The organism is Streptomyces sp. NPDC046915 (assembly GCF_040644935.1).
In the GTDB taxonomy this organism is placed as follows: domain Bacteria; phylum Actinomycetota; class Actinomycetes; order Streptomycetales; family Streptomycetaceae; genus Streptomyces.
This window is the reverse complement of sequence record NZ_JBEYXB010000011.1, coordinates 226901-245141: the sequence shown is the minus strand read 5'-3', so window position 1 is coordinate 245141 and position 18241 is coordinate 226901. Positions and strand designations below refer to the sequence as shown.

The 18241-nt window shown below is 68.1% G+C and carries 23 protein-coding genes and 1 pseudogene; 22 read left to right on the top strand and 2 right to left on the bottom strand.

Annotated features, from left to right (window positions below; genetic code table 11):
- The first annotated feature begins 46 nt into the window (after window positions 1-46).
- The 18 genes and pseudogenes from rpsH (at window position 47) to ABZ915_RS28125 (ending at window position 11307) form a co-directional block, all read left to right on the top strand.
- A complete protein-coding gene (rpsH, locus tag ABZ915_RS28210) occupies window positions 47-445 on the top strand; it encodes a 30S ribosomal protein S8 (RefSeq protein WP_007384075.1) in 399 nt (132 codons plus the stop codon).
- Window positions 446-469: 24 nt separating this feature from the next.
- A complete protein-coding gene (gene rplF, locus ABZ915_RS28205) occupies window positions 470-1009 on the top strand; it encodes a 50S ribosomal protein L6 (RefSeq protein ID WP_350745511.1) in 540 nt (179 codons plus the stop codon).
- 3 nt (window positions 1010-1012) lie between these two features.
- The gene (gene rplR / locus ABZ915_RS28200; protein WP_145886665.1) at window positions 1013-1396 is read left to right on the top strand and encodes a 50S ribosomal protein L18; all 384 of its coding nucleotides are present in this window, start codon (window positions 1013-1015) and stop codon (window positions 1394-1396) included.
- A 39-nt stretch (window positions 1397-1435) separates the two neighbouring features.
- The gene (gene rpsE, locus ABZ915_RS28195) at window positions 1436-2041 is read left to right on the top strand and encodes a 30S ribosomal protein S5 (protein ID WP_285561820.1); all 606 of its coding nucleotides are present in this window, start codon (window positions 1436-1438) and stop codon (window positions 2039-2041) included.
- Window positions 2041-2223 carry a 50S ribosomal protein L30 gene (gene rpmD, locus ABZ915_RS28190; protein WP_006140898.1) on the top strand — a complete coding sequence of 61 codons (183 nt, stop codon included), beginning with the start codon at window positions 2041-2043 and terminating at the stop codon, window positions 2221-2223. The genes rpsE and rpmD overlap by 1 nt, the downstream gene beginning before the upstream one ends.
- Before the next feature lie 2 nt (window positions 2224-2225).
- Window positions 2226-2681, top strand: a complete 456-nt coding sequence (rplO, locus tag ABZ915_RS28185) for a 50S ribosomal protein L15 (RefSeq protein WP_030745257.1) — start codon at window positions 2226-2228, stop codon at window positions 2679-2681.
- A 232-nt stretch (window positions 2682-2913) separates the two neighbouring features.
- Window positions 2914-4227, top strand: coding sequence for a preprotein translocase subunit SecY (gene secY / locus ABZ915_RS28180; RefSeq protein ID WP_361808920.1), 1314 nt, complete (start codon window positions 2914-2916; stop codon window positions 4225-4227).
- Window positions 4227-4892 carry an adenylate kinase gene (locus ABZ915_RS28175; RefSeq protein ID WP_361808917.1) on the top strand — a complete coding sequence of 222 codons (666 nt, stop codon included), beginning with the start codon at window positions 4227-4229 and terminating at the stop codon, window positions 4890-4892. The genes secY and ABZ915_RS28175 overlap by 1 nt, the downstream gene beginning before the upstream one ends.
- Before the next feature lie 100 nt (window positions 4893-4992).
- The gene (map, locus tag ABZ915_RS28170; RefSeq protein ID WP_361808914.1) at window positions 4993-5829 is read left to right on the top strand and encodes a type I methionyl aminopeptidase; all 837 of its coding nucleotides are present in this window, start codon (window positions 4993-4995) and stop codon (window positions 5827-5829) included.
- Window positions 5830-6017: 188 nt separating this feature from the next.
- Window positions 6018-6239 carry a translation initiation factor IF-1 gene (infA, locus tag ABZ915_RS28165; protein WP_003948620.1) on the top strand — a complete coding sequence of 74 codons (222 nt, stop codon included), beginning with the start codon at window positions 6018-6020 and terminating at the stop codon, window positions 6237-6239.
- Between the two features lie 60 nt (window positions 6240-6299).
- Entirely contained in the window at window positions 6300-6413 is a 114-nt protein-coding gene (gene rpmJ / locus ABZ915_RS28160) for a 50S ribosomal protein L36 (protein ID WP_003998809.1), read from the top strand.
- Between the two features lie 191 nt (window positions 6414-6604).
- Window positions 6605-6985: a 30S ribosomal protein S13 gene (gene rpsM / locus ABZ915_RS28155; protein WP_004927207.1), complete on the top strand. Its 381-nt coding sequence runs from the start codon at window positions 6605-6607 to the stop codon at window positions 6983-6985.
- Between the two features lie 66 nt (window positions 6986-7051).
- Window positions 7052-7456 (top strand): 30S ribosomal protein S11, encoded by a 405-nt coding sequence (rpsK, locus tag ABZ915_RS28150; RefSeq protein WP_003956432.1) that lies wholly within the window; start codon window positions 7052-7054, stop codon window positions 7454-7456.
- Window positions 7457-7600: 144 nt separating this feature from the next.
- The gene (locus ABZ915_RS28145) at window positions 7601-8623 is read left to right on the top strand and encodes a DNA-directed RNA polymerase subunit alpha (protein WP_062640332.1); all 1023 of its coding nucleotides are present in this window, start codon (window positions 7601-7603) and stop codon (window positions 8621-8623) included.
- Between the two features lie 115 nt (window positions 8624-8738).
- Window positions 8739-9242, top strand: a complete 504-nt coding sequence (gene rplQ, locus ABZ915_RS28140) for a 50S ribosomal protein L17 (RefSeq protein WP_361808911.1) — start codon at window positions 8739-8741, stop codon at window positions 9240-9242.
- 74 nt (window positions 9243-9316) lie between these two features.
- Window positions 9317-10180 carry a tRNA pseudouridine(38-40) synthase TruA gene (truA, locus tag ABZ915_RS28135; RefSeq protein WP_361808908.1) on the top strand — a complete coding sequence of 288 codons (864 nt, stop codon included), beginning with the start codon at window positions 9317-9319 and terminating at the stop codon, window positions 10178-10180.
- Window positions 10176-10555 (top strand): annotated as a pseudogene (locus ABZ915_RS28130) (UDP binding domain-containing protein); the annotation flags it as partial. The gene truA and the pseudogene ABZ915_RS28130, both read left to right, overlap by 5 nt.
- Window positions 10552-11307, top strand: a complete 756-nt coding sequence (locus ABZ915_RS28125) for a polyprenol monophosphomannose synthase (RefSeq protein ID WP_361808905.1) — start codon at window positions 10552-10554, stop codon at window positions 11305-11307. The pseudogene ABZ915_RS28130 and the gene ABZ915_RS28125, both read left to right, overlap by 4 nt.
- Window positions 11308-11334: 27 nt before the next feature.
- Here the strand turns inward: ABZ915_RS28125 and ABZ915_RS28120 are convergent, their stop codons facing one another.
- Window positions 11335-12213: a hypothetical protein gene (locus ABZ915_RS28120; RefSeq protein ID WP_361808902.1), complete on the bottom strand. Its 879-nt coding sequence runs from the start codon at window positions 12211-12213 to the stop codon at window positions 11335-11337.
- A gap of 435 nt (window positions 12214-12648) precedes the next feature.
- Here ABZ915_RS28120 and rplM point away from each other — a divergent pair, with 435 nt between their 5' ends.
- The 3 genes from rplM to glmM all read left to right on the top strand — a co-directional run bounded on the left by rplM (window position 12649) and on the right by glmM (window position 15178).
- Entirely contained in the window at window positions 12649-13092 is a 444-nt protein-coding gene (gene rplM, locus ABZ915_RS28115) for a 50S ribosomal protein L13 (RefSeq protein WP_361808899.1), read from the top strand.
- 42 nt (window positions 13093-13134) lie between these two features.
- Entirely contained in the window at window positions 13135-13647 is a 513-nt protein-coding gene (gene rpsI, locus ABZ915_RS28110; RefSeq protein WP_077796742.1) for a 30S ribosomal protein S9, read from the top strand.
- 172 nt (window positions 13648-13819) lie between these two features.
- Window positions 13820-15178: a phosphoglucosamine mutase gene (gene glmM / locus ABZ915_RS28105; protein WP_361808896.1), complete on the top strand. Its 1359-nt coding sequence runs from the start codon at window positions 13820-13822 to the stop codon at window positions 15176-15178.
- A 30-nt stretch (window positions 15179-15208) separates the two neighbouring features.
- Here the strand turns inward: glmM and coaA are convergent, their stop codons facing one another.
- A complete protein-coding gene (gene coaA / locus ABZ915_RS28100; RefSeq protein WP_361808893.1) occupies window positions 15209-16198 on the bottom strand; it encodes a type I pantothenate kinase in 990 nt (329 codons plus the stop codon).
- Window positions 16199-16377: 179 nt separating this feature from the next.
- Between coaA and glmS the strand changes: the two genes are divergently transcribed.
- Entirely contained in the window at window positions 16378-18225 is a 1848-nt protein-coding gene (gene glmS, locus ABZ915_RS28095; protein ID WP_361808890.1) for a glutamine--fructose-6-phosphate transaminase (isomerizing), read from the top strand.
- Window positions 18226-18241 lie beyond the last annotated feature (16 nt).

Here is an 18241-nt window from a genome sequence, read left to right as displayed (position 1 = left end):
GATGGCGCACCAGGAAACCCCGGCGAGAGAGGCCGAAGGCCAATTCATGACCATGACTGATCCGATCGCAGACATGCTTACGCGTCTGCGGAACGCGAACTCGGCATACCACGACTCCGTGACAATGCCGGCGTCCAAGATCAAGTCGCACATCGCGGAGATCCTCCAGCAGGAGGGCTTCATCACGGGCTGGAAGGTCGAGGACGCCGAGGTCGGCAAGAACCTCGTCCTCGAGCTGAAGTTCGGCCCGAACCGTGAGCGCTCCATCGCGGGCATCAAGCGGATCTCCAAGCCCGGTCTCCGGGTGTACGCGAAGTCCACCAACCTGCCGAAGGTGCTCGGCGGCCTCGGCGTGGCGATCATCTCCACGTCGCACGGGCTCCTCACCGACAAGCAGGCCGGCAAGAAGGGCGTGGGTGGGGAAGTCCTCGCCTACGTCTGGTAGCGGAAGGGAACGGAGGAAACAGCTATGTCGCGTATTGGCAAGCTCCCCATCACGGTTCCCGCCGGCGTGGACGTCACCATCGACGGCCGTACGGTCTCGGTCAAGGGCCCCAAGGGCACGCTGACCCACACCGTCGTCGCGCCGATCGACATCGCCAAGGGTGAGGACGGCGTTCTCAACGTCACCCGCCCCAACGACGAGCGTCAGAACAAGGCCCTGCACGGCCTGTCCCGCACGCTGGTGGCGAACATGATCACCGGCGTGACCCAGGGTTACGTGAAGAAGCTCGAGATCAGCGGTGTCGGTTACCGCGTCGCGGCCAAGGGTTCGAACCTCGAGTTCGCGCTCGGCTACAGCCACCCGATCACCGTCGAGGCGCCCGAGGGCATCACCTTCAAGGTGGAGACCCCGACCCGCTTCCAGGTCGAGGGCATCGACAAGCAGAAGGTCGGCGAGGTTGCGGCCAACATCCGCAAGCTGCGCAAGCCTGACCCGTACAAGGCCAAGGGCGTCAAGTACGAGGGCGAAGTCATCCGCCGCAAGGTCGGAAAGGCGGGTAAGTAAGCCATGGCATACGGGCAGAAGATCCTCAAGGGCGACGCCTACAAGCGCGCCGCGATCAAGCGCCGTCACATCCGGATCCGCAAGCGGATCTCGGGTACGGCGGAGCGTCCCCGTCTGGTCGTGACCCGCTCCAACCGCCACATCGTGGCGCAGGTGATCGACGACCTCAAGGGCCACACCCTGGCGTCCGCGTCCACGCTGGACGCGTCCGTCCGCGGTGGCGAGGGCGACAAGTCCTCGCAGGCCAAGCAGGTCGGCGCCCTGGTCGCCGAGCGTGCCAAGGCCGCCGGTGTCGAGGCTGTCGTGTTCGACCGTGGTGGCAACCAGTACGCCGGGCGCATCGCCGCCCTGGCGGACGCCGCCCGCGAAGCCGGGCTCAAGTTCTGAGCCTGCCGTAGCTAGCGGAAACAGAGAGAGGTAATTCCAATGGCTGGACCCCAGCGCCGCGGTGGCGGTGCCGGTGGCGGCGAGCGGCGGGACCGGAAGGGCCGTGACGGCGGCGCTGCTGCCGCCGAGAAGACCGCGTACGTTGAGCGCGTCGTCGCGATCAACCGCGTCGCCAAGGTTGTGAAGGGTGGTCGTCGCTTCAGCTTCACCGCGCTGGTCGTGGTGGGCGACGGTGACGGCACCGTGGGTGTCGGTTACGGCAAGGCCAAGGAGGTGCCGGCCGCCATCGCCAAGGGTGTGGAGGAGGCCAAGAAGCACTTCTTCAAGGTCCCCCGGATCCAGGGCACCATCCCCCACCCCATCCAGGGTGAGAAGGCTGCCGGCGTCGTGCTGCTCAAGCCCGCGTCCCCCGGTACCGGCGTTATCGCCGGTGGTCCGGTGCGTGCCGTGCTCGAGTGCGCCGGTATCCACGACATCCTGTCGAAGTCGCTCGGCTCCGACAACGCGATCAACATCGTGCACGCGACCGTGGCGGCCCTGAAGGGTCTCCAGCGTCCCGAGGAGGTCGCGGCCCGCCGTGGCCTGCCGCTCGAGGACGTCGCGCCCGCGGCTCTGCTGCGTGCCCGCGCCGGAGTGGGTGCGTGATGGCTCAGCTGAAGATCACGCAGGTCAAGTCCTACATCGGCAGCAAGCAGAACCACCGTGACACCCTGCGTTCCCTTGGTCTCAAGGGCATCAACACGCAGGTCGTCAAGGAGGACCGCCCCGAGTTCCGCGGCATGGTGCACACCGTCCGCCACCTCGTGTCGGTCGAGGAGGTCGACTGATCATGGCGGAGCAGAACCCGCTCAAGATCCACAACCTCCGTCCCGCCCCCGGCGCCAAGACCGCCAAGACCCGTGTGGGTCGTGGTGAGGCGTCGAAGGGTAAGACGGCTGGTCGTGGTACCAAGGGCACGAAGGCCCGTTACCAGGTTCCGGAGCGCTTCGAGGGTGGCCAGATGCCCCTCCACATGCGCCTCCCGAAGCTGAAGGGCTTCAAGAACCCGTTCAAGACCGAGTACCAGGTCGTGAACCTCGACAAGCTGGCCGCGCTCTACCCCGAGGGTGGCGAGGTCACCGTCGAGGGTCTGGTGGCCAAGGGTGCCGTTCGCAAGAACAGCCTCGTCAAGGTCCTCGGCCAGGGCGAGGTCTCCGTGGCGCTCCAGGTGACGGTCGACGCCGTCTCCGGCTCCGCCAAGGAGAAGATCACCGCCGCCGGCGGTACGGTCACCGAGCTCGTCTGAACCCCTCAGGCGTATCGATGACGTGAGCGATCCCGACCGGGGATACCCCACATTTTGGGGTATCCCCGGTTGGTCGTTCCAGAGGGGGCGGTCTCGCCGGTAAGGTGGCCTGCACTGCCCACTTTCACTGGGTGCTCACATCGGGCACTCTGAGCGGCAGTTGACCGTTCCGTATTTGTCGAAACCTCAGACTCACCCTTGACGCAGTTGCGCGGGGGTCGCAGGAGGCACCGTGCTCACCGCGTTCGCCCGGGCGTTCAGGACGCCCGACCTGCGCAAGAAGCTGCTCTTCACGCTGGGCATCATCGTGGTGTACCGGGTCGGTACCCACGTCCCGATCCCCGGCGTCAACTACCAGGCCGTCCAGCAGTGCGTCAAAGAGGCGTCCGGCAACCAGGGCCTGTTCGGTCTGGTCAATATGTTCAGCGGCGGCGCGCTGCTCCAGATCACGATCTTCGCACTGGGGATCATGCCGTACATCACGGCGAGCATCATCCTTCAGCTGCTGACCGTGGTGATCCCCCGACTGGAGGCCCTGAAGAAGGAGGGCCAGGCGGGTACCACGAAGATCACGCAGTACACCCGCTACCTGACCGTGGCGCTCGCCATCCTCCAGGGCACCGGCCTGGTGGCCACCGCCCGCAGCGGCGCCCTGTTCAACGGCTGCTCCGTCGCCACCGGCATCGTCCCGGACCGGGCGATCTTCAGCACCATCACCATGGTCGTCTGCATGACCGCCGGTACGGCCGTCGTCATGTGGCTCGGTGAGCTGATCACCGACCGCGGCATCGGCAACGGCATGTCGATCCTGATGTTCATCTCGATCGCCGCGACCTTCCCGTCCGCGCTGTGGGCCATCAAGAAGCAGGGCACCCTGGCCGGCGGCTGGATCGAGTTCGGCACCGTGATCGTGGTGGGCCTGGTCATGGTCGGCCTGGTGGTCTTCGTGGAGCAGGCCCAGCGCCGTATCCCCGTGCAGTACGCGAAGCGCATGATCGGCCGCCGCTCGTACGGTGGTACGTCCACCTACATCCCTTTGAAGGTGAACCAGGCGGGTGTGATTCCCGTCATCTTCGCCTCGTCGCTGCTCTACATCCCGGCGCTGGTGGCGCAGTTCTCCGGAGGTAACTCGGGCTGGAAGAGTTGGGTTCAGCAGAACCTGACCAAGGGTGATCACCCGATTTACATCACTCTGTACTTCTTCCTCATCGTTTTCTTCGCGTTCTTCTACGTGGCGATCTCCTTCAACCCCGAAGAAGTCGCCGACAACATGAAGAAGTATGGTGGCTTCATCCCGGGCATCCGGGCTGGCCGACCGACCGCTGAGTACCTGAGCTACGTGCTCAACCGGATCACCTGGCCGGGTTCGCTGTATCTGGGTCTGATCGCTCTCGTACCGACAATGGCGTTGGTCGGCTTCAACGCAAGCCAGAACTTCCCGTTCGGCGGGACCAGCATCCTGATCATCGTGGGTGTGGGTCTCGAGACGGTGAAGCAGATCGAGAGCCAGCTCCAGCAGCGCAATTACGAAGGGTTCCTCCGCTGATGCGAATCGTCCTCGTCGGGCCGCCGGGTGCCGGTAAGGGAACGCAGGCAGTGCGCCTTGCCGAAAAGCTGCGCATCCCGCACATCTCCACGGGTGACCTGTTCCGCGCCAACATCAGCCAGCAGACGGAGCTCGGGAAACTCGCGAAGTCCTACATGGACGCCGGCAACCTCGTCCCGGACGAGGTCACCATCGCCATGGCCAAGGACCGCATGGAGCAGCCGGACGCCGAGGGCGGCTTCCTGCTGGACGGCTTCCCGCGGAACGTCTCCCAGGCCCAGGCGCTGGACGAGCTGCTCGAGAACGAGGGCATCAAGCTCGATGCGGTACTCGACCTCGAGGTACCCGAGGAAGAGGTCGTGAAGCGGATCGCCGGCCGGCGGATCTGCCGCAAGGACTCCTCCCACGTCTTCCACGTGACGTACAGCGCGCCGAAGCAGGAGGGCGTCTGCGACGTCTGCGGCGGTGAGCTCTACCAGCGCGACGACGACTCCGAGGAGACGGTCCGCAAGCGGCTGGAGGTCTACCACACGCAGACCGAGCCGATCATCGACTACTACAAGGCTCAGGGGCTGGTCCGTACGATCTCCGCGCTGGGCCCGGTGGACGAGGTCACCGAGCGGGCGCTGGACGCCCTCAAGCGTGAGAAGGCCGAGAAGAAGTAGCTCGCGGTCCTTCAGGCCGCGGCGCCCCCCCCGGGTGCCGCGGCCGTACTGTTGTGTAGGTAACCGAGTCGACTTGAGTGACGGAGAGCGCAGGCCCCCCATGGTGCAGATCAAGACCCCGGAGCAGATCGCGAAGATGCGTGCGGCGGGGCTGGTCGTCGCCGCGATCCACGCGGCCACCCGGGAGGCAGCGGTGCCCGGGGCGACCACCAAGGACCTGGACGAGGTCGCGCGGAAGGTGCTGGCCGAGCACAACGCCAAGCCGAACTTCCTCGGCTACGGCGGCTTCCCCGCGACGATCTGCACCTCGGTGAACGAGGTCGTCGTCCACGGCATCCCCTCCGACGACGTCGTCCTCAAGGACGGCGACGTCATCTCCATCGACTGCGGCGCGATCGTCGAGGGCTGGCACGGTGACGCGGCCTACACCGCCTTCGTCGGCTCCGGTCACGCCCCGGAGCTGGTCGAGCTCTCCCGGGTCACGGAAGAGTCCATGTGGGCCGGCATCGCGGCGATGAAGCAGGGCAACCGCCTGGTCGACGTCTCCCGGGCGATCGAGACGTACATCCGCCGCCAGCCGAAGCCCGGCGGCGGCCGTTACGGCATCATCGAGGACTACGGCGGCCACGGCATCGGCACCGAGATGCACATGGACCCGCACCTGCTGAACTACGTCGACCGCCGCCGCGGCAAGGGCCCCAAGCTGGTCTCCGGTTTCTGCCTGGCCATCGAGCCCATGGTCTCCCTGGGCACCCCGAAGACCGAGGTCCTCTCCGACGACTGGACGGTCATCACCACCGACGGCACCTGGTCCTCCCACTGGGAGCACTCCGTCGCCCTCCTGGAGGAGGGCCCCCTGGTCCTCACGGCTCCCGACGGCGGCAAGGCCAAGCTGGCGGAGCTCGGCATCACGACGGCCCCGGACCCGCTGGCCTGACCACGGCTCCCGATCGGCCGGGTGTCTCGTGCATACCGATCTTGAGCGCCGGGCAGGCTTCCTCGATTCGTGTTTCCGGGTGCGCTGACGTAGACTGACTCGTCGGCTCTCGTGCACCCGCATGTCCGCATGCGCCCGCAAGGGAAAGCTTGAGAGTCGATCAAGGTAGTCGATTCGAAGGGCGAAGCGTGGCCAAGAAGCAAGGTGCCATCGAGATCGAGGGCACTGTCGTCGAGTCTCTGCCGAACGCCATGTTCAAGGTCGAGCTCCAGAACGGCCACCAGGTCCTGGCACACATCAGCGGCAAGATGCGTATGCACTACATCCGCATCCTCCCTGACGACCGGGTCGTGGTGGAGCTGTCTCCGTACGACCTGACGCGTGGCCGGATCGTCTACCGATACAAGTAGATCTTGCCCGAGCCCCGGGCCCGCCCGGAGCGCTGGCACTGACCCGGAGAACCTCACCCAATGAAGGTCAAGCCGAGCGTCAAGAAGATCTGCGACAAGTGCAGGGTGATCCGCCGTCACGGTCGGGTCATGGTCATCTGCGAGAACCCGCGCCACAAGCAGCGCCAGGGCTGACGCACGACCGATCCCTCTGCACCCTAAGCAGAGATTCGCGCGACGCAAGCTGAATATGTTCATACGCAGGGCCCGAGTCGATCAAGGCTCGACACCCCCGGTTCGGAGGCCGGGGACCCAGTTCGTACCTAGTACGGCGGCTGGGAGCCGGTCCTGTGGAAGACCTCCGAAGATCAAACTGGAGCCATTGAATGGCACGCGTTTCCGGTGTTGATATCCCGCGCGAAAAGCGTGTGGAGATCGCCCTCACCTACGTGTTCGGCATCGGCCGGACCCTTTCGCAGCAGACGCTGGCTGCCACCGGCATCGACCCGAACACCCGCGTTCGCGACCTCTCCGAGGAGCAGCTCGTCGCGATCCGCGAGTTCGTCGACAACAACATCAAGACCGAGGGTGACCTCCGTCGCGAGATCCAGGCCGACATCCGCCGCAAGGTCGAGATCGGCACGTACCAGGGTCTGCGTCACCGCCGCGGTCTGCCCGTCCGCGGTCAGCGCACCAGCACCAACGCCCGTACCCGCAAGGGCCCGCGTCGCGCCATCGCCGGCAAGAAGAAGCCGGGCAAGAAGTAGTCCGCAGCGGACCGCCTGTCCACGGTCTTCGCTGTAGGACCGACCACCTCCCGTAGGAGTTAAGAGATGCCCCCCAAGGGACGTCAGGGCGCTGCCAAGAAGGTGCGCCGCAAGGAAAAGAAGAACGTCGCTCACGGCCACGCGCACATCAAGAGCACGTTCAACAACACGATCGTCTCGATCACGGACCCGTCCGGCAACGTGATCTCCTGGGCCTCCGCCGGCCACGTCGGCTTCAAGGGTTCCCGGAAGTCCACGCCGTTCGCCGCGCAGATGGCCGCCGAGTCGGCTGCCCGCCGCGCCCAGGAGCACGGCATGCGCAAGGTCGACGTGTTCGTCAAGGGTCCGGGCTCCGGTCGTGAGACCGCGATCCGCTCCCTTCAGGCCACGGGCCTCGAGGTCGGCTCCATCCAGGACGTCACCCCGACCCCGCACAACGGCTGCCGTCCGCCGAAGCGCCGTCGCGTCTGACGTTCGCTTCACCGGGCCTTTCGGGCGGTACGGCTCCTTTGGGTCGTGCCGCCCGTACCCTTGCAGTACCCGCGCTTTTCACGGGCGCGGTTTCCGTCGGACGTCAAATAGCGGGCGTCCACGAAAGAAGGATCTGATCCACACATGCTGATCGCTCAGCGTCCCTCGTTGACCGAAGAGGTCGTCGACGAGTTCCGCTCCCGGTTCGTGATCGAGCCGCTGGAGCCGGGCTTCGGCTACACCCTCGGCAACTCGCTCCGCCGCACCCTCCTGTCGTCGATTCCCGGTGCCGCTGTCACCAGCATCCGCATCGACGGCGTCCTGCACGAGTTCACCACCGTGCCGGGCGTCAAGGAGGACGTCACCGACCTGATCCTCAACATCAAGCAGCTGGTCGTCTCCTCGGAGCACGACGAGCCGGTCGTGATGTACCTGCGCAAGCAGGGTCCGGGTCTGGTCACCGCCGCCGACATCGCGCCCCCGGCCGGTGTCGAGGTGCACAACCCCGACCTCGTCCTCGCCACGCTCAACGGCAAGGGCAAGCTGGAGATGGAGCTGACGGTCGAGCGCGGCCGCGGCTACGTCTCCGCCGTGCAGAACAAGCAGGTGGGCCAGGAGATCGGCCGTGTCCCGGTCGACTCGATCTACTCGCCGGTTCTGAAGGTCACGTACAAGGTCGAGGCCACGCGTGTCGAGCAGCGCACCGACTTCGACAAGCTGATCGTCGACGTCGAGACCAAGCAGGCGATGCGTCCCCGTGACGCCATGGCCTCCGCCGGTAAGACGCTGGTCGAGCTGTTCGGTCTCGCCCGCGAGCTGAACATCGACGCCGAGGGCATCGACATGGGCCCGTCCCCCACGGACGCCGCCCTTGCCGCCGACCTGGCGCTGCCGATCGAGGAGCTGGAGCTCACCGTTCGGTCGTACAACTGCCTCAAGCGCGAGGGCATCCACTCCGTGGGTGAGCTCGTCGCCCGCTCCGAGGCCGACCTGCTGGACATCCGCAACTTCGGTGCGAAGTCCATCGACGAGGTCAAGGCGAAGCTGGCCGGCATGGGCCTGGCCCTCAAGGACAGCCCGCCCGGATTCGACCCCACGGCCGCCGCCGACGCCTTCGGCGCCGACGACGACGCGGACGCCGGGTTCGTCGAGACCGAGCAGTACTGACCGGTTCCACCTCCGGGGGTCTCGCAGAGGCCCCGGATCTCCGACAGGCGACCGCCTGCTCGGATACTGACCCCGGTACCTGATACGGCCGGGGCAGACACACAGGAGAAGAACAATGCCGAAGCCCACCAAGGGTGCCCGTCTGGGCGGCAGCGCCGCGCACGAGAAGCTCCTCCTCGCGAACCTCGCGAAGGCGCTCTTCGAGCACGGCCGTATCACCACCACCGAGGCGAAGGCCCGCCGCCTGCGCCCGTACGCCGAGCGTCTGGTCACCAAGGCGAAGAAGGGCGACCTTCACAACCGCCGTCAGGTGCTCCAGGTCATCACGGACAAGAGCGTCGTCCACACGCTCTTCACCGAGATCGGCCCGCGCTACGAGAACCGTCCGGGTGGCTACACCCGTATCACCAAGATCGGTAACCGCCGTGGCGACAACGCGCCCATGGCCGTCATCGAGCTGGTCGAGGCGCTGACCGTGGCGCAGCAGGCGACCGGCGAGGCCGAGGCCGCCACCAAGCGTGCGGTCAAGGAAGCCGACGAGGCCAAGGTCGAGGAGACCAAGGTCGAGGACGCTGCTCCGGCCGACGAGGCTCCGGCTGAGGAGTCCAAGGACGCCTGAGGCTCTGCCTCGCACTGAACGGGCCCACCCCCCAGGGGGCGGGCCCGTTCCGCGTTTCCTGAGAGGATCCAGGAGTGAGTGACGAAGTACAGCCCGGTTGTGTCCGTGTCCGCCTCGACCTGTCCTACGACGGCTCGGAGTTCCACGGCTGGGCCAAGCAGGCCGGGGGCCGGCGGACCGTGCAGGGGGAGATCGAGGACGCCCTGCGTACGGTCACGCGGTCCAGGGAGACGTACGAGCTGACCGTGGCCGGCCGGACGGACGCCGGGGTGCACGCGCGCGGGCAGGTCGCCCATGTCGATCTGCCGAGGGAGGTGTGGGTCGAGCACCACGCCAAGCTGCTCAAGCGGCTCGCCGGGCGGCTGCCGAGGGACGTGCGGGTCTGGGCCCTCAGGGAGGCGCCCAGCGGATTCAACGCGCGCTTCTCCGCGGTCTGGCGGCGCTACGCCTACCGCGTCACCGACAACCCGGGCGGGGTCGACCCGCTGCTGCGGGGGCACGTGCTCTGGCACGACTGGCCGCTGGACGTCGACGCCATGAACGAGGCGGCCCGGCAACTCCTCGGCGAGCACGACTTCGCCGCGTACTGCAAGAAGCGCGAGGGCGCGACCACGATCCGTACGCTCCAGGAGCTGTGGCTGGAAAAGGGCGCCGACGGGATCATCACCGCGACCGTCCGCGCGGACGCCTTCTGCCACAACATGGTGCGCTCGCTCATCGGGGCGCTGCTGTTCGTGGGTGACGGGCACCGCCCGCCGGACTGGCCGGGGAAGGTGCTCGCGGCCGGGGTGCGTGACTCGGCGGTGCATGTCGTGCGGCCGCACGGGCTGACCTTGGAGGAGGTCGGCTATCCCGCGGACGAGCTGCTGGCCGCGCGGAGCAAGGAGGCGCGGAACAAGCGGTCGTTGCCCGGCGCGACAGGCTGTGCAACCTGTTAGTGCCCTCGGCGCCGCCTTCGAGCCGGACTCCGCCGGCATTCGCGACTCATCCGCGCCGAATGTGGCCGCACGGCTACGCCTGGACGGCGCCGACGTGAACGTTACGACCCCGCGGCCATGGACAACGCCCGCAATGCGTTCCCGCTGCTCGGCTACGCCGTGTCGGCGTCGGACGCGTTGCGCGGGGCCGATATCGTCCTGCATCTGACCGAATGGCCGCAGTTCCGCGCGATCGACCCCGAGAAGGCCGTCGCGCTGGTGAACCGGCCGAACATCGTGGACGGCCGAGGGGTACTCGACGCGGACCGCTGGACCGCGGCGGGCTGGCTGTTCCGGGCGCCGGGCAGACCGGCGCCGCGAGGGGAGAAGGCATGACGGGGCAGGGCAACGGCACACCGATCACCGTGGTGATGCCGACGTACAACGAGGCGGCGAACGTGCCGCGGATGGCCGAGGCGGTGCTCGGGCTGCCGCTGGACGGGCTGCACCTGAAGATCGTCGACGACTCCAGCCCGGACGGCACCGGGCGGATCGCCGAGGAGCTGGCGGAGAAGTACAACGCGGACGGGACCGGCCGGCCCCGGATGAGCGTGCTGCACCGCACCGAGAAGGACGGGCTCGGCCGGGCCTACACCGCGGGCATGACCGCCGCGCTGGAGGAGGGCGCCGAGTACGTCGTCCAGATGGACGCCGACGGCAGCCACCCGGTGGAGGCCGTGCCGCGCATGCTGGAGGCGGCCGTGACCTCCGGCGCGGGCCTGGTCGTCGGCAGCCGGTACGTCGAGGGCGGCTCGCTGGACGAGGACTGGGGCGCGCACCGCGTCCTGCTTTCCCGCTTCGCCAACCGCTACGCGCGCACCATCCTCGGCAGCCCGATCCACGACATCACCGCCGGCTTCAACCTGTGGTCGGCCGGCACCCTGCGTGACGTGGATCTGGCCTCGCTGGACAGCGCGGGCTACAGCTTCCAGGTGGAGCTGAAGTACAAGGCCGTGCGGGCGGGGCACCGCGCCGTCGAGGTCCCCATCCGCTTCGAGGAGCGCACGGAGGGCGTCTCGAAGATGACCCTGCGTACGCAGCTGGAGTCGGCGGTGGTGCCGATCAGGCTGCGCCTGAAGCGACGCTAGGGCAGGCCGGCCCTGGTCGCTGATCGGCTACTGGTTCGCCGCCGCGGAGGCCTGTGCCTCACCCCGGCGGCGGATCTGCCGGAAGGTGAACTCGGCCAGGTCGTCACCGGTGCGGAAGACCTTGGTGTCCTTCGTGGTCACGTTCTTGCCGTCGGTGAAACCGGCGATCGTGAAGTAGGCGTAGCGGCCCAGGGTATTGGTCGTCGAGCGGCAGACCGCGGCGTCGCAGAACGCCTTGACGCCCTTGCCCGTCAGCGACTTCACGATGCTCTTCTTGTCGGCCTCGCCCTTGGCCTTGAGGGCCTTGGCCTCGGTGTCGAAGACGGCGACACCGACGGTCACGGCGACGTTGTCCTTGGTGTAGCTCACCCGCAGCAGGCGGGTGCAGCCGTTGGCGGTGAGCACCTTGGGGAGGGTGTTGCCGGCGGCCGAGGCGCAGTTCGTGGTGTCGGCCGTGGGGCCCTTCTTGTACACGTTCTCGCCCATGGTCAGCTGGGTGCCCGGGAAGAGCGTCTCCGCGCTGAGCGGGGCCGTGTCCTTCTTCGCGCTGGCTATGAAGTCCTTCGGGTCCAGCGGCGGCGGCGCGCTGGTGGGCTCGAAGGACGGCGCCGGTGCGGAGTCGCTGGGCAGTGAGGCGCTCGCGGGCAGGTTGGAGGGCTGGCCCGAGGCGTTGTTGTCCTTGTTCGCCGATACGACGCTCATCGCGACGGCAGCGCCGATCGCCACCGTGGCGACGGCGCCGCCGATGATGAACAGCACCTTGCGCCGCTTGTGCCGCGCTTCCGAGGCATCGGCGAGCGCGGCCCAGTCCGGCGACTGGCCGTCCCCGTCGCTGGTCCAAGGCTGCTGCGAGTTCGGTTTCCAGGGATCCCACTGGGACTGGGGTCCCCCCTGCCCATAGCTCATGGGGCGCATCTTAGACGGGGGCCGGGGGATGCTGGTGCGCCGCTACTAGGAGCGATAGGGGACCTTTCACCGCAACCCCACCCACGCCCACCCTGCCCGTGGCCGGTTTGTTTCCCATCCGCCCGGCCCGCGTCGTCCGGCCCGTCCGGCGTTCGAGGACGAGGTGGTGGGGCGGCCTACACTGGAGGGGCGAGACAGGGCGGAGCCCAGTGGCAGCGAGCCCGTTTTGACCGGGGCGCGGCGCCACGGGTATCCTGCCTCTTCGTTGTGTATTGGCTTGCTCATTCTCACGGGACGGGCCCTTACACCGGTCCACCGGGCCGATGACCAGCGACCCCACGTACGCGGTATGCGTCGCCGCCGTGCGGTACAGGCTGTCGTGATCGTTTCGGTGACCTGTTCAGGACCATTCACTCGAAGCGAAGGCTACGAACCGTGCGTACGTACAGCCCCAAGCCCGGCGATGTGACGCGCCAGTGGCACGTCATCGACGCTCAGGACGTTGTCCTGGGTCGTCTCGCCACCACCGCCGCGTCCCTTCTGCGGGGCAAGCACAAGCCGATCTACGCGCCCCACGTCGACACCGGTGACTTCGTCATCATCGTCAACGCCGACAAGGTGCACCTGTCCGGCAACAAGCGGACCCAGAAGATGGCGTACCGCCACTCCGGCTACCCGGGTGGTCTGCGCTCCGTCCGTTACGACGAGCTGCTGGACAAGAACCCCGAGAAGGCCATCGAGAAGGCCGTCAAGGGCATGCTCCCCAAGAACTCCCTGGGCCGTCAGATGCTCTCGAAGCTGAAGGTCTACAAGGGTGACCAGCACCCGCACGCTGCCCAGCAGCCGGTGCCGTTCGAGATCACCCAGGTCGCGCAGTAAGTCCGGCCACCCCCTAAGACCGAAGAGAATCTGAGGAGAATCGTGGCCGAGACCACTGCCGAGCAGCCGCTCGAAGAGATCGACATCGACAGCTACACCACCGAGTCCGAGGTGCCCGTCGAGGGCGAGTACACCTCGGAGTCCATGGCCTCCCGCTTCGGCGAGCCCCAGCCGGCCGCCGGCCTGGGCCGCCGCAAGAACGCCATCGCCCGCGTCCGGATCGTCCCGGGCACCGGCAAGTGGAAGATCAACGGTCGCACCCTCGAGGACTACTTCCCGAACAAGGTGCACCAGCAGGAAGTCAACGAGCCCTTCAAGGTGCTCGAGCTCGAGGGCCGCTACGACGTCATCGCCCGCATCGCCGGTGGCGGTGTCTCCGGTCAGGCCGGTGCGCTCCGTCTCGGTGTCGCCCGCGCGCTGAACGAGGCCGACGTCGACAACAACCGCGGCCCGCTGAAGAAGGCCGGCTTCCTCAAGCGCGACGACCGTGCGGTCGAGCGCAAGAAGGCCGGTCTGAAGAAGGCCCGCAAGGCCCCGCAGTACAGCAAGCGCTAATCTCAGCTGCCTGCTCGTACTCCGAACGCCCCGGCGGCACGCCACTGTGCCGTCGGGGCGTTCGTTTATCGCAGCGCAAGGGCGTATAACGACACAAGCCGCTCAATGGCTAGTGTGATGGGATGTTCAGGCGGCGACCGCCATCGCAACTGACGCTTCCTCAGGAGGACAAGTGGGACGACTCTTCGGTACGGACGGCGTGCGCGGTGTCGCCAACGCGGATCTGACGGCCGAGATGGCGCTCGGCCTCTCCGTCGCCGCGGCGCACGTGCTGGCCGAGGCGGGCACCTTCGAGGGCCACAGGCCGAGGGCAGTGGTCGGACGGGACCCGCGCGCGTCCGGGGAGTTCCTGGAGGCCGCCGTGGTCGCGGGCCTCGCGAGCGCGGGCGTGGACGTCCTGCGCGTCGGCGTGCTGCCGACGCCCGCCGTGGCGTACCTCACCGGCGAGCTCGGCGCCGACCTCGGCGTCATGCTCTCCGCCAGCCACAACGCCATGCCCGACAACGGCGTCAAGTTCTTCGCCCGCGGCGGCCACAAGCTCGCCGACGAGCTGGAGGACCGGATCGAGGCCGTGTACGAGTCGCACCGCCACGGCGAGCCCTGGGAGCGGCCGACGGGCGCGGGCGTCGGGCGCGTACGGTCCTACGACGAGGGCTTCGAGCAGTACGTGAGCCATCTGCTCGGCGTGCTCCCGAACCGCCTCGACGGACTGAAGATCGTCCTCGACGAGGCGCACGGCGCGGCCGCCGGTGTCTCGCCCGAGGCCTTCTCGCGGGCCGGTGCCGAGGTCGTCACGATCGGCGCCGAGCCGGACGGCCTCAACATCAACGACGGCTGCGGCTCCACCCACCTCGACAAGCTCAAGGCCGCCGTCGCCGAGCACGGCGCCGACCTCGGCATCGCCCACGACGGCGACGCCGACCGCTGCCTCGCCGTGGACCACACCGGCGACGAGGTCGACGGCGACCAGATCCTGGCCGTGCTCGCGCTGGCGATGCGGGAGCGTTCCGCGCTGCGCTCCGACACCGTCGTCGCGACCGTGATGTCGAATCTGGGCTTCAAGCTGGCCATGGAGCGCGAGGGCATCCACCTCGTGCAGACCGCCGTCGGCGACCGGTACGTCCTGGAGGAGATGAAGCAGCACGACTTCGCCCTCGGCGGCGAGCAGTCCGGCCACGTCATCATCCTCGACCACGCCACCACCGGCGACGGCACGCTGACCGGCCTGCTGCTCGCCGCCCGCGTCGCCCAGACCGGCCGTACCCTCCGGGACCTCGCCTCGGTCATGGAGCGGCTGCCGCAGGTGCTGATCAACGTCCGCGACGTCGACAAGTCCCGGGTGCAGACCTCCGCGGACCTCGCCGCCGCGGTGACCGAGGCCGAGCGTGAGCTGGGCTCGACCGGCCGGGTGCTGCTGCGGCCGTCCGGCACCGAGCCGCTGGTGCGCGTGATGGTGGAGGCCGCCGACCTCGACCAGGCCCGCTCGGTCGCCGGCCGGCTGGCCGACGCGGTCAAGTCGGCGCTGGGCTGATCCACTTTCGGGGCACGCCGAGGCCGGCGGTCAGAGTTTCCGCAGCCTCAGGCGTTGCACCTTGTGGTCCGGGCCCTTGCGGAGGATGAGGGTGGCGCGGCCCCGGGTGGGGGCGATGTTCTCCTCCAGGTTGGGCTTGTTGATCGTCCGCCACTGCGTCCGCGCGTAGTCGAGGGCCTCCTCCTCGGACACCTGGGTGTACTTGCGGAAGTAGGAGGAGGGGTTCTGGAAGGCGGTCTGGCGCAGCTTCTTGAACCGGTTGAGGTACCAGCGCTCGATGTCCTCGCCGCCCGCGTCGACGTACACGCTGAAGTCGAAGTAGTCGGCCAGACCGACCCGGGTGCGGCCGTCCTTGCCGGGCAGCGCGGGCTGGAGGACGTTGAGCCCCTCGACGATCAGGATGTCGGGCCGGCGGACGGTGAGCCGCTGGTCGGGCACGATGTCGTAGATCAGGTGGGAGTAGACGGGCGCCGTCACCTCGTCCTTGCCCGCCTTGATGCCGGCGACGAAGCGGGTGAGCGCCCGGCGGTCGTACGACTCCGGGAAGCCCTTGCGTGACATCAGGCCACGGGCCTGAAGCTCCCTGGTGGGCAGCAGGAACCCGTCCGTCGTGACCAGTTCGACGCGCGGATGCTCGGGCCAGCGGGACAGCAGCGCCTGGAGCAGGCGGGCGACGGTCGACTTCCCGACGGCGACCGAACCCGCCACACCTATGACGAAGGGCGTGCCCGACTGGGAGCCCTGTTCGCCGAGGAACGTGTTCAGCGCCCCCCGCAGTCCGTCCGTGGCGCCGACGTAGAGGTTGAGCAGCCGGGACAGCGGCAGGTAGATGTCGCGCACTTCGTCGAGGTCGATGACGTCGCCGAGACCGCGCAGCTTCTCGACCTCTTCCGCGGTGAGCGGCAGCGGCGTCTTGTCGCGCAGGGCGCTCCACTCGGCGCGGGTGAGGTCGACATAGGGAGTCGCCTCCGGCCTGTGCCGGTGGGCGCTCCGGGGCATCGAGGAGACCGGAGAGATCACATTCCATTGTTAACGGAGTTTGAACGGCGTGGCGGGTGGGGTCGGTCACGCCCAGCCGCGGCTCTAGTGCGGCACATGGCTGTGATCGATCCTGCGAGGGTGGGAAGTGCCCTGAGAATTTCCGAATCCGGGCACGCGGAGACAGTTTTGGACCGGTCTCGGGTCGTAGGCTGCGGCGCATGTGCGGAATCGTGGGATACGTGGGGTCGCAGGCGGCGCTCGAGGTCGTGATGGCCGGGCTGAAGCGGCTGGAGTACCGGGGTTACGACTCGGCGGGCGTCGCCGTGCTGGCGGACGGGGGTCTGGCCGCCGCGAAGAAGGCCGGGAAACTGGTCAACCTGGAGAAGGAACTCGTCGACCGGCCGCTCCCGACGGGGTCGACGGGTATCGGGCACACCCGCTGGGCCACGCACGGCGGCCCGACGGACGACAACGCGCACCCGCACCTGGACAACGCGGGCCGGGTCGCCGTCGTCCACAACGGGATCATCGAGAACTTCGCCGCGCTGCGCGCCGAACTGGCGGAGCGGGGCCACGACCTCTCCTCGGAGACGGACACGGAGGTCGTCGCCCACCTGCTCGCCGAGGAGTTCTCCTCCAGCGCCGACCTCGCCGAGGCCATGCGGCTGGTGTGCCGCCGCCTGGAGGGGGCGTTCACGCTGGTCGCGGTGCACGCGGACGAACCGGACGTGGTGGTGGGCGCGCGGCGGAACTCCCCGCTGGTGGTGGGCGTTGGAGAGGGTGAGGCCTTTCTCGCCTCGGACGTCGCCGCGTTCATCGCCCACACGCGGTCGGCGATCGAGCTGGGTCAGGACCAGGTGGTGGAGCTGCGCCGCGACGGCGTGACGGTGACCGGTTTCGACGGCCGTCCCGCGGAGGTCCGCTCGTACCACATCGACTGGGACGCCTCGGCCGCGGAAAAGGGGGGTTATGACTACTTCATGCTCAAGGAGATCGCCGAGCAGCCCAAGGCGGTCGCCGATACGCTCCTGGGCCGCATCGACGCGGCCGGCTCACTGACCCTGGACGAGGTCCGGATCAGCGCCTCCGAGCTGCGCGAGGTGGACAAGGTCGTCATCGTCGCCTGCGGTACGGCCTTCCACGCCGGCCTGATCGCCAAGTACGCCATCGAGCACTGGACGCGCATCCCGTGCGAGGTGGAGCTGGCCAGCGAGTTCCGCTACCGGGACCCGATCCTGGACGCGCGGAGCCTGGTGATCGCCATCTCGCAGTCCGGCGAGACCATGGACACCCTGATGGCCCTTCGCCACGCCCGCGAGCAGGGTTCCAAGGTGCTGGCCATCTGCAACACCAACGGCTCGACGATTCCCCGGGAGTCGGACGCGGTGCTGTACACGCACGCCGGCCCGGAGGTCGCGGTGGCGTCGACGAAGGCGTTCCTCACCCAGCTGGTGGCGTGCTACCTGGTCGCGCTGTACCTGGGCCAGGTCCGGGGCACCAAGTGGGGCGATGAGATCGGGGCCATCATCCGCGACCTGTCGCGGATCTCCGCCGAGGTCGAGCGGGTGCTGGAGACCATGGAGCCGGTACGGTCGCTCGCGCGCTCCCTGGCCGCCAAGAACACGGTGCTGTTCCTCGGGCGGCACGTGGGCTATCCCGTCGCCCTCGAAGGCGCCCTGAAGCTCAAGGAGCTCGCCTACATGCACGCCGAGGGCTTCGCGGCGGGCGAGCTCAAGCACGGCCCGATCGCGCTCATCGAGGACGATCTGCCGGTGGTCGTGGTGGTGCCCTCCCCGCGCGGCCGTTCCGTCCTCCACGACAAGATCGTCTCCAACATCCAGGAGATCCGGGCCAGGGGCGCGCGCACGATCGTGATCGCGGAGGAGGGCGACGAGGCGGTGGTCCCCTACGCCGACCACCTGATCCGCATCCCGGCGACCCCCACACTGCTCCAGCCACTGGTGGCGACGGTCCCGCTCCAGGTCTTCGCGTGCGAGCTCGCCACCGCGCGGGGGAACGAGGTGGACCAGCCCCGCAACCTCGCGAAGTCGGTGACGGTGGAGTAGGTACCGAGCCGCGAGG

Excerpts from the sequence above, each read along its gene's own strand:
- rpsH (WP_007384075.1), top strand. The coding sequence starts at position 47 with ATGACCATGACTGATCCGATCGCAGACATGCTTACGCGTCTGCGGAAC.
- rplF (WP_350745511.1), top strand. The coding sequence starts at position 470 with ATGTCGCGTATTGGCAAGCTCCCCATCACGGTTCCCGCCGGCGTGGAC.
- rplR (WP_145886665.1), top strand. The coding sequence starts at position 1,013 with ATGGCATACGGGCAGAAGATCCTCAAGGGCGACGCCTACAAGCGCGCC.
- rpsE (WP_285561820.1), top strand. The coding sequence starts at position 1,436 with ATGGCTGGACCCCAGCGCCGCGGTGGCGGTGCCGGTGGCGGCGAGCGG.
- rpmD (WP_006140898.1), top strand. The coding sequence starts at position 2,041 with ATGGCTCAGCTGAAGATCACGCAGGTCAAGTCCTACATCGGCAGCAAG.
- rplO (WP_030745257.1), top strand. The coding sequence starts at position 2,226 with ATGGCGGAGCAGAACCCGCTCAAGATCCACAACCTCCGTCCCGCCCCC.
- ABZ915_RS28175 (WP_361808917.1), top strand. The coding sequence starts at position 4,227 with ATGCGAATCGTCCTCGTCGGGCCGCCGGGTGCCGGTAAGGGAACGCAG.
- map (WP_361808914.1), top strand. The coding sequence starts at position 4,993 with ATGGTGCAGATCAAGACCCCGGAGCAGATCGCGAAGATGCGTGCGGCG.
- rpmJ (WP_003998809.1), top strand. The coding sequence starts at position 6,300 with ATGAAGGTCAAGCCGAGCGTCAAGAAGATCTGCGACAAGTGCAGGGTG.
- rpsM (WP_004927207.1), top strand. The coding sequence starts at position 6,605 with ATGGCACGCGTTTCCGGTGTTGATATCCCGCGCGAAAAGCGTGTGGAG.
- rpsK (WP_003956432.1), top strand. The coding sequence starts at position 7,052 with ATGCCCCCCAAGGGACGTCAGGGCGCTGCCAAGAAGGTGCGCCGCAAG.
- ABZ915_RS28145 (WP_062640332.1), top strand. The coding sequence starts at position 7,601 with ATGCTGATCGCTCAGCGTCCCTCGTTGACCGAAGAGGTCGTCGACGAG.
- rplQ (WP_361808911.1), top strand. The coding sequence starts at position 8,739 with ATGCCGAAGCCCACCAAGGGTGCCCGTCTGGGCGGCAGCGCCGCGCAC.
- ABZ915_RS28125 (WP_361808905.1), top strand. The coding sequence starts at position 10,552 with ATGACGGGGCAGGGCAACGGCACACCGATCACCGTGGTGATGCCGACG.
- ABZ915_RS28120 (WP_361808902.1), bottom strand. The coding sequence starts at position 12,213 with ATGAGCTATGGGCAGGGGGGACCCCAGTCCCAGTGGGATCCCTGGAAA.
- glmS (WP_361808890.1), top strand. The coding sequence starts at position 16,378 with ATGTGCGGAATCGTGGGATACGTGGGGTCGCAGGCGGCGCTCGAGGTC.